General features: G+C 61.9%; 14 protein-coding genes. 6 read left to right on the plus strand and 8 right to left on the minus strand.

Going from position 1 to position 14,452, the window contains the following annotated elements; all coding sequences use genetic code 11:
- Positions 1-2 precede the first annotated feature (2 nt).
- Positions 3-590: an NUDIX hydrolase gene (locus NAP1_RS08200; protein ID WP_007164802.1), complete on the plus strand. Its 588-nt coding sequence runs from the start codon at positions 3-5 to the stop codon at positions 588-590.
- A gap of 39 nt (positions 591-629) precedes the next feature.
- Positions 630-1,412, plus strand: coding sequence for an SDR family oxidoreductase (locus NAP1_RS08205; protein WP_007164803.1), 783 nt, complete (start codon positions 630-632; stop codon positions 1,410-1,412).
- 223 nt (positions 1,413-1,635) lie between these two features.
- Here the strand turns inward: NAP1_RS08205 and NAP1_RS08210 are convergent, their stop codons facing one another.
- Genes NAP1_RS08210 through NAP1_RS16580 form a run of 4 tightly spaced genes read right to left on the minus strand, consistent with a single transcriptional unit; the run spans position 1,636 to position 2,299 of the window.
- Positions 1,636-1,848 carry a PspC domain-containing protein gene (locus tag NAP1_RS08210; protein ID WP_007164804.1) on the minus strand — a complete coding sequence of 71 codons (213 nt, stop codon included), beginning with the start codon at positions 1,846-1,848 and terminating at the stop codon, positions 1,636-1,638.
- The gene (locus tag NAP1_RS16470; RefSeq protein ID WP_007164805.1) at positions 1,845-2,009 is read right to left on the minus strand and encodes a hypothetical protein; all 165 of its coding nucleotides are present in this window, start codon (positions 2,007-2,009) and stop codon (positions 1,845-1,847) included. The genes NAP1_RS08210 and NAP1_RS16470 overlap by 4 nt, the downstream gene beginning before the upstream one ends.
- Before the next feature lie 28 nt (positions 2,010-2,037).
- Positions 2,038-2,148 carry a hypothetical protein gene (locus NAP1_RS16575; RefSeq protein WP_007164806.1) on the minus strand — a complete coding sequence of 37 codons (111 nt, stop codon included), beginning with the start codon at positions 2,146-2,148 and terminating at the stop codon, positions 2,038-2,040.
- A gap of 40 nt (positions 2,149-2,188) precedes the next feature.
- Positions 2,189-2,299 carry a hypothetical protein gene (locus NAP1_RS16580; protein ID WP_007164807.1) on the minus strand — a complete coding sequence of 37 codons (111 nt, stop codon included), beginning with the start codon at positions 2,297-2,299 and terminating at the stop codon, positions 2,189-2,191.
- Between the two features lie 233 nt (positions 2,300-2,532).
- Here NAP1_RS16580 and recF point away from each other — a divergent pair, with 233 nt between their 5' ends.
- Positions 2,533-3,621, plus strand: coding sequence for a DNA replication/repair protein RecF (gene recF, locus NAP1_RS08215; protein ID WP_007164808.1), 1,089 nt, complete (start codon positions 2,533-2,535; stop codon positions 3,619-3,621).
- Here recF and NAP1_RS08220 read toward each other — a convergent pair.
- Positions 3,618-4,364, minus strand: a complete 747-nt coding sequence (locus tag NAP1_RS08220) for an arylesterase (RefSeq protein WP_007164809.1) — start codon at positions 4,362-4,364, stop codon at positions 3,618-3,620. The two genes, recF and NAP1_RS08220, sit on opposite strands and share 4 nt — an antisense overlap.
- Positions 4,365-4,433: 69 nt before the next feature.
- On the opposite strand from NAP1_RS08220, the gene NAP1_RS08225 reads away from it, so the two are divergent.
- Both NAP1_RS08225 and NAP1_RS08230 read left to right on the plus strand, forming a co-directional pair.
- Positions 4,434-5,138, plus strand: coding sequence for an ABC transporter ATP-binding protein (locus NAP1_RS08225; protein WP_007164810.1), 705 nt, complete (start codon positions 4,434-4,436; stop codon positions 5,136-5,138).
- The gene (locus NAP1_RS08230; protein WP_007164811.1) at positions 5,135-7,681 is read left to right on the plus strand and encodes an ABC transporter permease; all 2,547 of its coding nucleotides are present in this window, start codon (positions 5,135-5,137) and stop codon (positions 7,679-7,681) included. The genes NAP1_RS08225 and NAP1_RS08230 overlap by 4 nt, the downstream gene beginning before the upstream one ends.
- Before the next feature lie 16 nt (positions 7,682-7,697).
- Here the strand turns inward: NAP1_RS08230 and NAP1_RS08235 are convergent, their stop codons facing one another.
- Both NAP1_RS08235 and NAP1_RS08240 read right to left on the minus strand, forming a co-directional pair.
- Positions 7,698-8,576 carry a hypothetical protein gene (locus NAP1_RS08235; protein ID WP_007164812.1) on the minus strand — a complete coding sequence of 293 codons (879 nt, stop codon included), beginning with the start codon at positions 8,574-8,576 and terminating at the stop codon, positions 7,698-7,700.
- 182 nt (positions 8,577-8,758) lie between these two features.
- A complete protein-coding gene (locus tag NAP1_RS08240; protein WP_007164813.1) occupies positions 8,759-11,383 on the minus strand; it encodes a TonB-dependent receptor in 2,625 nt (874 codons plus the stop codon).
- 427 nt (positions 11,384-11,810) lie between these two features.
- Here NAP1_RS08240 and typA point away from each other — a divergent pair, with 427 nt between their 5' ends.
- Complete coding sequence (gene typA / locus NAP1_RS08245) at positions 11,811-13,655, plus strand: translational GTPase TypA (RefSeq protein WP_007164814.1); 1,845 nt, start codon at positions 11,811-11,813, stop codon at positions 13,653-13,655.
- A gap of 25 nt (positions 13,656-13,680) precedes the next feature.
- Here the strand turns inward: typA and NAP1_RS08250 are convergent, their stop codons facing one another.
- On the minus strand, positions 13,681-14,409 hold the full coding sequence (locus tag NAP1_RS08250; RefSeq protein WP_007164815.1) for an extensin family protein: 729 nt from the start codon (positions 14,407-14,409) through the stop codon (positions 13,681-13,683).
- Between the last annotated feature and the right edge of the window lie 43 nt (positions 14,410-14,452).

Consider the following 14,452-nt stretch of genomic DNA (forward strand, 5'->3'; position numbering starts at 1 on the left):
CAATGACTGATATCCCGATACCCGACTTTGATGCGCTGGTGCGCGACAAGGACGCTGACGCCAGCGAGGAAGCCGTCTGGGAAGGCCGCTTCATCACCACCAAGACCCGCGGTCGCTGGGAATATGTCGGGCGCTCGCGCGGCATCCGCGCCGCTGCCATCATGGCCATCGACGAGGATGCGGACGGCACGCGCCACGTTTTGCTGGTCGGACAATATCGCGTACCGCTGGGCCGCTTCTGCCTTGAGATTCCCGCAGGCCTTGTCGGAGACGACGACGGGAGCGAGGACGAACACGCCATCGAAGCCGCCAAGCGCGAGCTTGAGGAAGAGACAGGCTACGCCGCGTCCGACTGGACGAACCTTGGCGAGTATTACTCCTCACCCGGCATGGTGACGGAAAGCTTCACCCTCCTGCGCGCGCGCGGCCTTACCAAGGTCAGCGAGGGCGGCGGGATTTCAGAAGAGAATATCGAGGTGTACCGCGTGCCGTTGGATGGCCTTGCCGAGTTCGTCGCCAGGTGGCGCGAGGCAGGCCACGGTGTCGACGTGCGCGTGGCGATGCTGATGACGCCCGGTTTCCTCAATTAGGACTTCTGGGGCTGAGAACTTTTTGGGAGAGACAATCACATGACTAAACGCTGCGAAGGCAAACTCGCCCTCGTCACCGGTGGCGCACAGGGCCTTGGCCGCGCGCATTGCATCCGGCTCGCACAGGAAGGCGCGCGCGTGCTCGCGACCGACATTAACGGCGAAGGCGCGGCGGAAACCGCCGAGATTGTGAACGCCGAAATGGGCGAAGGCACCGCGTTCAGCATCGCGCACGACGTGACCGACCCCGACCAGTGGGAAGCCGCCGTCGATGCTGCACGCGAGCAGATGGGCGGGCTCAACGTGCTCGTGAACAATGCCGGGATCGGCGTGCCCGGCAATATCGAGGAATGCGACTTTGGCGACTGGCAGCGGTGCTTTTCGATCAACGTCGATTCGATCTTTCACGGCTGCCAGAAGGCCCTGCCGCTTATGCGCGAACATGCGCCAGGCTCGATCATCAACATCTCGAGCATCGCCGGCCTGATCGCGAGCGATACGATGCCCGCCTACAACGCTTCGAAAGCGGCGGTGTGGATGCTCTCGAAGTCGATCGCGCTGCACTGCGCGAAGAAGAACATGCAGATCCGGTCGAACTCGGTTCACCCGACCTTTGTCGACACGCCCATCCTCGACGGCACGGCCAAGGCGCACCAGCTCGACAAGGGCGTGCTGATGGACAAGCTTGCGCGGCAAATCCCGCTCAAATTCGTGGGCGAGCCCAACGATATCGCCAATGTAGTGGTGTACCTCGCGAGCGACGAAAGCCGTTTCATGACCGGCGCCGAGCTCAAGCTCGATGGCGGTATCAGCGCTATGTAGGATTGCGCGGGCCCGGCCGGGCCCGCGTCCTCGCTAGACGTGCTCCGCTTCGCTGCGCACCCGCTGCGGGCGGCCGGTCGGCCTTGCGACGCCTGCGGCGTCGAATTTTCAGGATGGTAGCGACAAAAACAAAAGGGGCCCGAAGAAGGCCCCTCCCGGTTTTCTCAGATTGTTGGGCGTGGCTGGCCCGAAAACCGGGTTCAGCTTTGCGGTGCCACGCTCGTCAGTCCGCGATCAGTGCGATTGCTAGGTAGATCAGGATCGGGAAGCCGATACCCAGAAGGGTGCAGACGACAAATCCCAGACGCCAGACCAGCGCATCAACACCCGACCAGTTGGCAAGGCCTGAGCACACGCCGAAGAGTTTGCCATTGTGCTTGTCGAGGCGAAACTTGGTGGACGGCGGACCAGCGTTGTTGTTGGTCAGATTGCTCATGCGAGAACTCCTGTTGCGAGAGTGAGAACGGCGGGGCTTGCGGGTTGAAATGCGCCGGAAACGGTCGGCAGCATCAGAACCGCGGTGATGATCAACGAACCGACAGCGGCAACGGCGCTACGCACACCCTGGCTGCCGGAAAGTTCGAAGAAAGAGTACATTCGTGTTGGTCCTTTTGTAAGCGTTAAATCAAGCGATCGCGGGGCTGCCGGGGATGATCGCGTATGCAAAGACGCCGGTGGAAATCACGACCGAAAAAACGGCGGCGAAGATGCGGGTGGCGGTGTCACTGGTAAACATGATGAGGGGGTCCTTTGTGTATACGCTTGGCCGGAACTAATCAGGCAAGCGAGGGGGTGGCGGGAACGATTGCGTATGCAAACATCGCGGCGGTAACGACCAGCGAGAAAGCGGCTGCGGCGAAACGGTTCGAGAAGTCGGTTGCGGTCATTGGTAGTCTCCTGTTTGTGTTTCCCGGGACCATCCCGGGGTTGCCCAACACTTTGCAGGAGGTGTGCCAAACTCGAAAAATGGCGGAATTCAGCCATTCTTAACTCTGGCGAAGCTGAACTCGTCGTTCATCAATCCGAAAGGTTGGGAAATTTCCCCACTGTTTAGGATCGGGGATTTGAGCATTGCTTTTGATGGCCTTTTCGCGCCCGCATGCTACCCGCGTTCGAACCTATGGCGCTCGCAAAGATCACCCTGCAGAACTTCCGCAACCATGCGAGGAGCGAGCTTGCCGAGACGGCGCATTTCAACTTGCTCGTGGGCGAGAATGGCGCGGGCAAGACCAACGTGCTCGAAGCGATTTCGCTGCTCAGTCCGGGCCGGGGCCTGCGCCGTGCAAACCTTACTGACCTTGCTCGCAAGGCCCCCGGCGACGCGCAGCCCGGAGCCTTCGCCATCGGGGCGAGCCTGATCGAGCAGGGACAGGTCTCCGCCCGCATCGGCACCTATACCGAGGCAGAGCGCCCTACCCGCCGCCTTGTTCGGATCAACGGAGCCGATGCGAGCGCCAGCGCACTTTCCGAATGGCACGCGGTCTCGTGGCTCACCCCGGCGATGGATGGCCTTTTCACCGACAGCGCAGGTGCGCGCAGGCGCTTTGTCGACCGGATGGCGCTCGCGATCGAGCCGGGGCACGCAAAAGCGGTGAATCAGCTAGAGATTGCGCTACGGGAGCGCAACCGCCTGCTCGAAGAGCATGGCGATGCCCGCTGGCTAGACGCGATCGAAGCGCAAGCCGCGCAGCATGGCAGCGTGGTTGCGGCCAACCGCTCGCGCCTGATTGCGATGTTAAGCGATGAATTGTCGGCCTTCCCGCCCGAACCCTTTGCCCGCCCCATCCTGACCTATCGCCCCGGCGGCCCGCTCGCACCGGAAGAACTGCTCGCCGAATTCGCCCGCGCACGTCCACGCGACCGTGCTGCAGGACGCGCACTCACCGGACCGCACCGCGATGAACTGGAAGTGGTGATGATGGGCACGGGCCAACCGGCCGCATCGAGCTCCACCGGCGAGCAGAAAGCGATGCTGATCGCGATCACCCTCGCCCACGGCGTCCTTGCCTCATCAGGCCGACCAAGCGTGCTTCTGCTCGACGAGGTAGCCGCCCACCTCGACCCTGTGCGCCGCAAGGCGTTATTCGACCGACTGCGTGCAGGAAAGGCTCAGGTCTGGATGACCGGAACCGAACTCGCTCCCTTCGCAGAGATCGAGGAAGAAGCCGCCGTCTGGCGGGTCAGCGGCGGCTCGCTCGAGCGGCTCTAGCCCTCGCTCACATCAGAAGGCAGCGCCGCCTGCACATCGTCTAGCGTCGATGCCACCAGCGCCTCGATCCCTTCGGCTGTGGGATGAATGCGGTCGTTCTGGAACAGGCTCTGGTCCTCGTAGATGTCCTCAAGCCAGAACGGGATGAGCGCGGTGTCGTATTCCTGCGCCAGCTCGCCATACATCGCGTCAAACTGCGCTTGGTATTCCGGCCCGTAATTGGGCGGCGCGCGCATTCCCATCAGCAGGACGGGGATCCCGCGCTCGCGCAAGGTGCTGAGCATCGCGTCAAAATTCGCGCGCGTTTCATCAGGCGAAAGTCCGCGCAGCAGGTCGTTGCCGCCTAGCTCAAGGATAAACAGGTCAGGCGTCTCGCTTTGCCCATTGAGCACGAATTCGAGCCGATCGCGCCCAGCAGCGCTGGTATCGCCCGACACGCCCGCATCGATCACGCGCGCATTGATCCCGCGCCCACGCAGCGCCGATTCGAGCCGTTCGGGGTAGCCTTCTGGCTCGGCTAGATTGTAGCCCGCAAACAGGCTGTCACCGAATGCAAGGATGCGCACTTCCTCGCCCATGACGGGCACCGCCAGCTCGCCTTCGGCTATTGCGCCGGGCTCTGTACGGGGGGCGTCTACCGGTGCTTCAGAGCCGCAGGCGGCGAGCAAAAGCGCGCCTGCGAAACCAAAAGCGAGGGGAAAACGTTTCTGCAAGGGGGCCATAGCGATCTGCGAACCTTCCATTTCGATCTTGTTTGAAAACCGTTCCTATCCCATCTGAGCCTAGTGACAAACCCAGCAACTCACGCCGATATGGCGATCTCCGCCCGAAATCTAACCCTCACACTGGGCAGCAATGCTGCGCCGGTGGAGATCCTGAAGGGGATCGACCTCGATATCGCTCATGGCGAAGTCGTCGCGCTGCTTGGCCCTTCCGGCTCTGGCAAGAGCTCGCTGATGGCGGTGCTCTCGGGCCTCGAACGCGCGAGCGGAGGCGAGTTGACCGTCGCCGGACAGAATTTTGCCAAGCTCGACGAAGACGGCCTGGCCGCTGCACGACGGGGGCGGATCGGGATCGTGCTTCAGGCATTCCACCTGCTGCCGACCATGACCGCGGCTGAAAACGTCGCGACCCCGATGGAACTCGCCGGAAGCGACGACGCGACCCCGCGCGCAGAAGCCGAATTGACCGCCGTGGGCCTTGGCCACCGGATCGACCACTACCCAACCCAGCTTTCGGGCGGCGAGCAACAGCGCGTTGCCATCGCCCGCGCCATTGCGCCGCGCCCCAGCCTCATCTTTGCAGATGAGCCCACGGGCAACCTCGACGTCGCGACCGGCGAGGAAATCGTGGAGCTGCTGTTTGCGCGCCGCGCGGAAACCGGCGCGACGCTGCTCATCATTACGCATGACCCGCTGCTCGCCGAAAAGTGCGACCGGGTTTTGACCATGGCAGACGGCGTTATCGTCTCCGACACAAGGACTGACATCGCTCCGGCTAGCGAGGCTGCAGAGTGAGCGCCAAGGTCGACGCGAAGGGCCTCACCTGGGGCGGCGCGTGGCACATCGCCCGGCGCGACCTCAATGCGCGCTTCAAGGGATTGCGCCTGCTGCTGGTTTGCATTTTCCTTGGCACCGCCGCGCTTGCCGCGATTGGCACCCTCACTGCTTCGATCGAACGCGAGCTGCAATCCTCGGGACAGGCGCTGCTTGGCGGCGACCTCGAAGTCGAGGTGTGGCAGCGCGACTTGACCGAAGATGAACTCACCGCTCTCGGCGAATATGGCGAACTATCGGGCGGCTACCGTCTGCAAGCGATGGCGAGCACCGATGACGCCGCCGCGCCGGTCGAACTCAAGGCGATCGACGATGCCTGGCCGCTCTACGGCGATTTCACCCTAGTCGATGGCAGCGAACCGGGCGCTCCCACTGCAAACGATGCGTATCTCGCGCAAGGCGCGCTCGATCGGCTCGACATTGCCGTGGGCGAGGAATTCCGCGTCGGCACCATGACCCTGCGCGCGGCGGGCGTGATCGAGAACGAACCCGACCGCCTGTCTGAAGGCTTTCAGCTTGGTCCGACCGTGCTCGTGGCCAAGGACATTCCTGCCGCTGCAGGCCTGTTGCAGCCCGGATCGCTCTATCAGAGCAAGTACCGCATCGCGTTCGAGAACGAGAGCGACGACCCCGAAGCGATCGAAGACGCGCTGACCGAAGCCTTCCCCAATGCAGGCTTCGATTTCCGCAGCCGCGACCGCGCTTCACCCGGAGCAGATCGCTTCGTACGGCAGATGAGCGACTTCCTGACGCTGGTCGGCCTTGCTGCGCTGGTGATTGCGGGGATCGGCATCGCGGGCGGCGTCTCGTCCTATCTCGACCAACGCCGCGCGAGCATTGCGACCCTGAAGGTTCTGGGTGCATCCTCGCGCGACATCGTTCGCGTCTATGCGCTCCAGATCGCAGTCGCGGCCATAGCGGGCAGCGCACTCGGTCTTGCGACAGGGGTGCTGGTCACTCCGCTGCTCGGAGCCGCTTTGGAGGGTCTTCTGCCGGTCGAAAGCGGCTTCGTCATCGAGCCTGCTCCGCTTCTCCTCGCTGGCGCTTACGGATTGCTTGTCGCCTTTGCCTTCGCTGCAGCGCCGCTGCTTCGTGCCCGTTCTTTCCCGGCAATGGCGCTGATGCGCAGCCGGATTGTGCCGCTTGCGCGCGACAAGCGGGCGCTGATTGCCACCGGCGTCGGTATCGCTGCGATCTGCGCGCTCGCGCTCATCACCACGGCGCAGCCCTGGCTTTCGGGCGGTTTCCTGCTTGGTGCTGGCGGAGCGCTGGTTTTGCTCGCGGCGCTGGGTCTCGGTCTGCAATGGGTGGCGCGCAAGCTGCCACGCCCGTCCAACCCGCTCCTTCGCAGCGCGCTTGCTAACATCCACCGCCCCGGCGCGCCCACCTCGGCGCTTGTGACCGCGCTGGGCTTCGGGCTTGCCGCCTTCGTGCTTTTGGCCGCCATCCAGAGCGCGATCGACGGCAACATCCAGAGCCGTGTGCCGCAGGAAGCCCCTGACTATTTCGTCCTCGACGTGCCCGTCGAAGGCGAGGAGCGCTTCTATGAACTGATCCAGGAACCTTTCCCCGAAGCCGCAATCCGCACCGTCCCTACAATGCGCGGCGGTATTCTCGCCTTTGGTCCGGAAGACGACATGCAGGTGGTCGCCGAGCTTGACGAAATACCCGACGGCGCATGGGCGCTTCGCGGCGAGCGCGGGATCACTTATTCCGACACCTCCCCACCCGGTAGCCGCGTGGTCGAAGGCGAATGGTGGAGCCCGATGCATGACGGCGAACCGCTGGTTTCGATCGACAAGGAATTCGCCGATGCTGCGGGCCTTGAAGTCGGAGACATGCTGACCATCGGCATCCTCGGATCGGAGCGCGACGTTCGCATCGCCAACCTGCGCGAAATCGACTGGGAGACGATGGGCTTCAACTTTGCGCTGGTCTTCTCACGCAACGCCATCGCAGATGCACCGCACAAGCTTTCGGCCACGATTGAATTGCCCGATGGCGCGGACACGCAGGATCGCGGCGAGCTGCTGCGCGCGCTCGTTCGCGAATATCCATCAAGCTCGGTTGTCGAGGTGGGCGAGGTTCTGGTGCAGGCGCGTACGCTGCTTGAGCAGGTCGGCCTTGCCACGCTTGCTGCCGCTGCTGTGGCTGTGCTTGCAGGGCTTGCCGTTCTGATGGGAGCGATAGCCGCTGCGCGCGCCGCGCGGACCTATGACACGGTGGTCCTGCGGGTTCTGGGTGCGAGCCGGCGTCAGATCCTTGGTCTGCAATTGGCCGAATATGGCCTGATTGCCGGTGCCCTCGCGCTGGTTGCACTGGCACTTGGATCGGGGCTTGCCTGGGTCATCATCACCCAGCTGTTCGAATTCGACTGGCTGCCCGATTGGGGCGCTGTGCTTGCGGTGCTCGGCCTTGGCCTTGCGATGGTGCTTGCCTTTGCGCTGGGCGGATCGCTGCCGCTGCTGCGCGCCAAGCCTGCACAGGCGCTGCGCGAACTTTAAGGCGCCCTGCCCTCGCTCAGGAGAAAGTCTGCGTAGCCTCTTCAACGCGCGTGTCGGTCAGCTGCGCGTGCAGGCAGGCTGAAATGACGATCGCGATGACCGAGTAGATCAGGAACATCGGGATCAGCAGCAGGAACCCGCCGATCATTGAACCCGCCGCTGCCAGCCCAGCCGCATCGCTCCCGCTCGCCCCGGCAAGGAACACCGATCCGAACATCAGAAAGAACGGGATGCCGAGCAGCACAAGCGCAATGGCGATGATGACGAGGTAGACGCCTAGGATCGAGAGCACCTTGCCCGAAGTCATGCCCCAGGTGCGCCGGATGGCGGTGAGCGGGTTGAACACCCGGTCGACCGCCACGACCGGCACGATCACGCTCAGCCGGAGCGCAAGATAGACAAGGAGCGGGAAGAACAGCACCGTCGTTAGCAGAACCGCAGCACCGTCGATCGCAGAGAGGACAAGTCCTATCAGCGCGGAGACCAGGAAGAAGGCAAAGTAAGCGATCGCCAGAAGGATCGCGATGGCGATGAAGGTAACGCCTCCCTTGAACCCGGCCATGAGCGCATCGTTGAACTGCACCGGCCTCAGCGGCGTTCCAAGCGCCGACATGGCGCATTGCTGCGCGAAGATGATGACGATCGAACCCAGGTAGAATGCGAACATCATCACGGCCACGCCGATCCCGAGACCGCCGAGCAGCATTCCGGGGTCATCGACGCTCGCAGCCGTCGCTCCCATCGCAAAGACAGACCCGCCGATGAAGGCGCCGCCGATCATCGTGTAAAGCAGGTTCAGGACGAAAAAGACGATCCACATCCCGAGCAGCTGAAAGAAGCGCTGCTTGATGATGGTCCAGCTGTCCGAGAAAACGCGTGCGATATCGACGCTCATATTGCCCCCTGATGATCCCCTTGGCTCGGCCCTCGCGGCGCCTGAGAGGAGAGACTGCACATGCAGCGCGTCTGGGGCAACCTCGAAATCCGCAGCTCAGCCGTGGGGACTTTCGACCCGCCTAAAGAAAAGGGCCCCGCCATCGCTGGCGGAGCCCTTTCTTGTTCGGTTGATCGCTGCGATCAGAACTTGAAGCGAACGACACCGCCATAAGTGCGCGGCTGGCTCGGGTAGCCCGAAACCGTTCCGGCCTGTGCAACTGCATCAAACACCGTGAGGATGTACTGATCGTCGAACAGGTTGCGTGCGAATGCGCCGATCTCGAGACCGCTGTTCAGCGCCAGCGTGACCGAGGTGTTCACGAGGTTCACTTCACGGCGGAAGTTGTTTGGACCGAAGGTCGGCAGGCCGTTGTTGATCGGTTCGTTCGATTCGTGGTTGTAATCGATACGGCTGATCAGGCGCGTGCCGCTGTCCCATTCGTGGGTGTAGGTAGCGCTCGTCGCGATTGCGAAGGACGGGATACCTGCCGGCCGGACACCGGTGAGATCGCCAAGGACCGAACCCGGGAAGCTGTCAAACAGCGGATCGAGGTGCGTCATGGCGAAGGTGAATACCAGACCGTCGGTCGGGTTGATCGTTGCGTCGAATTCGAAGCCCTTTACCGACTGCTCACCAGCGTTACGCAGCGCAAAGCCGGTGCCGGTGAACGCGAAGCTCTGGAAGCCTTCGATCGTCTGGTCGAACAGCGCGAGGTTGAAGCCGAAGCCTTCCCACTGCGCCTTCATGCCGATTTCGTAGACTTCGGTTTCTTCCGGACCAGCGAAACGCGAACCTGATACGAGGTTCGGCACTGCGAGACCTGCGTTGATGATCGGGCTGCTGGGAGCCGCGAATGTCGAACCACCCGGACCGGCAACGAAGTCCGAGTTGATCGGACGGCTGTCGCGCGACAGGTTGACCGAGCTCGCCTTGAAGCCGGTTGCGTAGCTTGCATACAGGTTGATCTCTGGCGAGATCTGGTACGAAGCGCGCAGCAGATAGGTGAATTCATCGTCATCCGTGCGACCGTCCTCGACGGCGTTCGGGATGGCGAGGAACGGCGGCTGGAACTGGAAGCCCGCAAGCGGGAGCAGCTGGTTGATTGCCGGGTTGGTCGCGGCAGCCAGCAGGCCCTGCTGAACAGCTGCAGGCAATGCCTGGAACTGGTCACGCGAGGTAACGGTCGGCAGGTTCGGGTCCGCAGCGGTCGCGCCGGTGATGAACGCATCGACGAAGTTGACCTGTGCGAGCGGATCGAAGCTGGTCTGGCTGAGAGCGAAGGTCTTCGAATCGTCGGTGTAGTTACCGCCGATCGTGAAGACGAGGCCATCAACCGGTTCAAAATCGATCGTACCGAAGACCGACCATGCCTCGTTTTCCATCGCGAAGGTTTCGCTGGTGAGAAGCGGCGTGTTGAAGATCGTTTCCTGTGGGAAACCGAAGCTCTGCTCAAGTCCGTTGAACAGGGTCGGCTGACCGGTCAGGACAGCAACCGGATCGGCGCCTGCGAGGATTTCGAAGAAGTTGCGGATCTGCGAACCGTTCTGGATCGCGCTGTCCTGCGTGATGGTCTCGTCGAAATAGAAAGCGCCGAGCAGGAAGTTGATCGGGCCGTCGAAGTCCGAAGCGACACGGAATTCCTGAGTGAAGGTTTCAACCTTCTGCTCGCGGGTTTCCGTAGCGATGTCGGCGCTGGTGAAGTCGATGTCCGACAGGAAGAAGTTCTCGAGCTCACGATAAGCGGTGATCGACGTGAACGAGAGGCCTGAGTCCGTCTCGTAATCCATCTGGATCGAGCCGCCATAATTGTCGACTTCGTTGGTCGGAACGAAGTTGAGGAAGCTGTCGTAGTCGAAGAACGTGTCGGGTCCGCCAATCTGCCCGCCAACAGCGGCAATACCGGCAGCGGTCGGGCCTACAGCCAGAGTGCCAACCTGGCAGCAGACTTCGTCGATGCGCGAGTAGTCGACGATGGCGCGGATCGAGAAATCGGGGGTCGGCTCGATCAGGAGCTGACCACGTGCCGACCAGCGATCGCGGTCGTTGATCTCTTCGTTGAGGTTGACGATGTCGGCATAACCGTCACGGCGCTGGTAGCTGCCGTCGAGCGAGAAGGCGATGTTCTCGCTGATCGGGCCGGTGATATCGCCCTTGAGGACGACCGTGTTGAAGTTGCCGTAAACCGCTTCGACTGCGCCGCCGAATTCGAACTGAGGCTCGCGCGTGACGACCGAGATAACACCGGCCGATGCGTTCTTACCGAACAGGGTCGATTGCGGGCCGTTCAGGACTTCGATGCGCTGCACGTTGGGAAGGTCGCCCAGAGCAGCGGCCGAACGCGAACGGAACACGCCATCGATGAAGACGCCGACCGACGGCTCGATGCCGAAGTTGTTGTCGCCGTTACCGAAGCCGCGAATGATGAAGGTCGATGCCGACGAGGTCTGAAGCTGGCTGACGCGCAGCGACGGGGTGACCGTCTGCAGGTCGAGAACGTCGCGGATCTGCGCCTGCTCAAGCGTTTCGCCGCTGGTGACGCTGACCGAAATCGGCGTTTCCTGCAGCGTCTGTTCGCGCTTCGAGGCGGTGACGATGATGACGTTGCTTGAATTTCTGTCTTCAAGTTCAAGTGCAAGTTCGTCAGCGTCGTTGCTGTCAACTTGCTGCGCCATCGCCACGCCAGGCGCGGTCAGGGCAAGAGCACCAGCGCCAGCGAGCAGCGCAAAACGATACGACCCGGCAGTGCCGGAAACAGGTGAACGCATGGAAAATCCTCTCCTCATATCCCACCAAGCCAGCCGATGATTGTTTTCGCATCCCCAGATGCATCATTCCGGCCGTTTGGAGTTAGCCGCGTGCAATAAAGCACTGTTGCATCAGCGACAAGCAACTAACGCCCGCATTTGCACGGGAGTCGGGGTGATTGTTGCAAGGCCGACACAGTTTCAATTACGCACTTTTGAGCGCTTCGACGATGTCAAAGCTTGCCGCCGGGCCTGCCTTGGGCTAGGCGCGCGCTCGACTTTCCGTGCAATGATGCAATGCAACATGAGACCCGGGCGCTTCGCTTTCCGTAGCGTCCCTCAAGTGGCAGCGTTTTTTGCCGATCCGACCCTTCTATTGCGCTGCACAACAACGCAGCAATCCGGCACTTTAGACCCTAGAGCCGGTAATTTTGGAAAAGTGAAAAAGATGTCCAAGGCCCCCTCCTCGCTCCGAAATGTCGCAATTATTGCGCACGTTGACCACGGCAAGACCACTCTGGTCGACCAATTGTTCCGCCAATCGGGAACTTTCCGCGAGAATCAGCGGGTTGAAGAACGCGCCATGGATTCGGGCGATCTCGAAAAAGAACGCGGCATCACCATCCTTGCCAAGTGCACCAGCGTCGAATGGGAAGCCCCCGACGGCGAGGTCACCCGCATCAACATCGTCGACACTCCGGGCCACGCCGATTTCGGCGCCGAAGTGGAGCGAATTCTGAGCATGGTCGACGGGGTCATCCTGCTGGTCGACAGCGCCGAAGGCGCAATGCCGCAGACCAAATTCGTCACCGGCAAGGCGCTGGCGCTCGGCCTCAAGCCGATCGTGGTCGTCAACAAGATCGACCGTCCCGATGGCCGCCCGCAGGAAGTGCTCGACGAAGTGTTCGATCTGTTCGCATCGCTCGACGCGAACGACGAACAACTCGACTTCCCTTCGCTCTGGGCTTCGGGCCGCGATGGCTATGCGTCGAATGACGAGACCGCGCGCGAAGGCGACCTTCAGCCGCTGTTCCAGCTGATCGTCGACCACGTGCCCGAGCCCGGCCTTGAGGAAGACGCGCCGTTCAGCTTCCTTGCCACGCTGCTCGACCGCGACAATTTCATGGGCCGCGTGATTACGGGCCGCGTCCAGTCCGGCACGCTCAAGATCAACGACCCCATCCACGCAATCGACATCGCCGGTAACGTCGTCGAGACGGGCCGCGCGACAAAGCTGCTTTCATTCCGCGGCCTTGAGCGTGTCCCGGTCGAGAGCGCGAAGGCGGGCGACATCATCGCCCTCGCAGGCCTCGAAAAGGCGACTGTTGCGAACACGATTTGCGACCCGTCGGTCACCGAACCGATCGCAGCGCAGGAAATCGACCCACCGACACTCGCCATGCAGTTCTCGGTCAACGATTCGCCCCTCGCAGGCCGCGAAGGCGACAAGGTGACGAGCCGCATGATCCGCGACCGCCTGCTGCGCGAAGCGGAAACCAACGTGGCCATCCGCGTCACCGAGAGCGACCAGAAGGACGCCTTTGAGGTCGCAGGGCGCGGTGAACTTCAGCTGGGCGTGCTGATCGAGACAATGCGCCGCGAAGGGTTCGAGCTGGGCATCAGCCGTCCCAAAGTGCTGTTCCGCGAAGAAGACGGCCAGCGCACCGAACCGTATGAAACGGTCGTTATCGACGTCGATGACGAGCATTCGGGCACCGTTGTCGAGAAGATGCAGAAGCGCAAAGCCGACCTTACCGAAATGCGCCCCTCGGGCATCGGCAAGACCCGCATCACTTTCTCGGCCCCCTCGCGCGGCCTGATCGGCTATCACGGTGAATTCCTGTCCGACACGCGCGGCACCGGCATAATGAACCGCCTGTTCGAAAAGTACGGCCCGTACAAAGGCCAGATCGACGGCAGGAACAACGGCGTTCTCATCTCGAATGGCGATGGCGAGTCCAATGCCTATGCGCTCAACATGCTCGAAGAGCGCGGCGAGTTGTTCGTCGCTCCGCAGATGAAGCTCTACGAGGGCATGATCATCGGCGAGAATGCGAAGCCCGACGACCTAGAAGTCAACCCGATGAAGGCCAAGCAGCTCACCAACATCCGTTCGTCGGGCAAGGATGATTCCATCCGCCTCACCCCACCGCGCCGGATGACGCTCGAACAGTCGATTGCATATATCGACGACGATGAAATGGTCGAAGTAACGCCCAAGTCGATCCGTCTGCGCAAGACGTTGCTGTGCCCGCACGAGCGCAAAAAGGCCAAGCGTTCGAAGGCTGGGTAAGAAGCGGCGTAGTAGGCCGCTGCTGCTAGGCAGGGATGACTTGCCCGCAGCAGTGGCACACTTCGGGTTCCGGGATCACGACGTCGCCCACCCTGCCGGCCTCGTTCTTGAACGCATCGACGGCGACCCGGCTCAGGAATTGCTTCCAGTTGGCGAGCTGCGAGAGGCCGCCAATGCCCATTTCGTTGCGCACCGCGACAACCGCCTCGCTCGTTTCCGAGCCCCACACTCCATCGCGGCCGACCGGCGTGTGATAGACGAACGTGACGACGTTCTGCAGGAAAATAACGTGGCTTTTCGCGCGCGTTGAAAGGCCTGGCGCCAGGCCGTCATCGAAGTGGAAATGGTCTTCGTGCGCCCTGTTGTAATCATAGGCCAGCACGACACCGAAATACCGCCTGAGCACTGCCTCCATCCCGAGATAGATCTGGCGTCGCTGGGGGAAGGTGTTGGCGACCCAGTTGGTGCCATCGTCGAACAGCAATCCATCGAGATCGAACGCCCGGTTCTTGTGATGCAGGCTCTTGCCGCTTCCCGCGCGGCTGACCCCGCCCGACAGGATCAGCTTCGGTTTGAGCCCGGTGTGCTTTTGCATCTCATCGAACATTTCCTTGAATGCCTTGTCGCATTCCTGCGCGAATGCCTGGTTCATATTGGGAGCAAATGGAACACCGCCGACGCCATAGTCGGCTGCGCTTGAACGGTCGTAAAGCATCTTTACGCCGCCAAGCGTTTTCACCTTGATATCAGTCATAGCCCATCCTCCCTCATGCAATTGACGACTCAATAGTCGGTCA

It is taken from the genome of Erythrobacter sp. NAP1, assembly GCF_000152865.1.
GTDB lineage: Bacteria > Pseudomonadota > Alphaproteobacteria > Sphingomonadales > Sphingomonadaceae > Erythrobacter.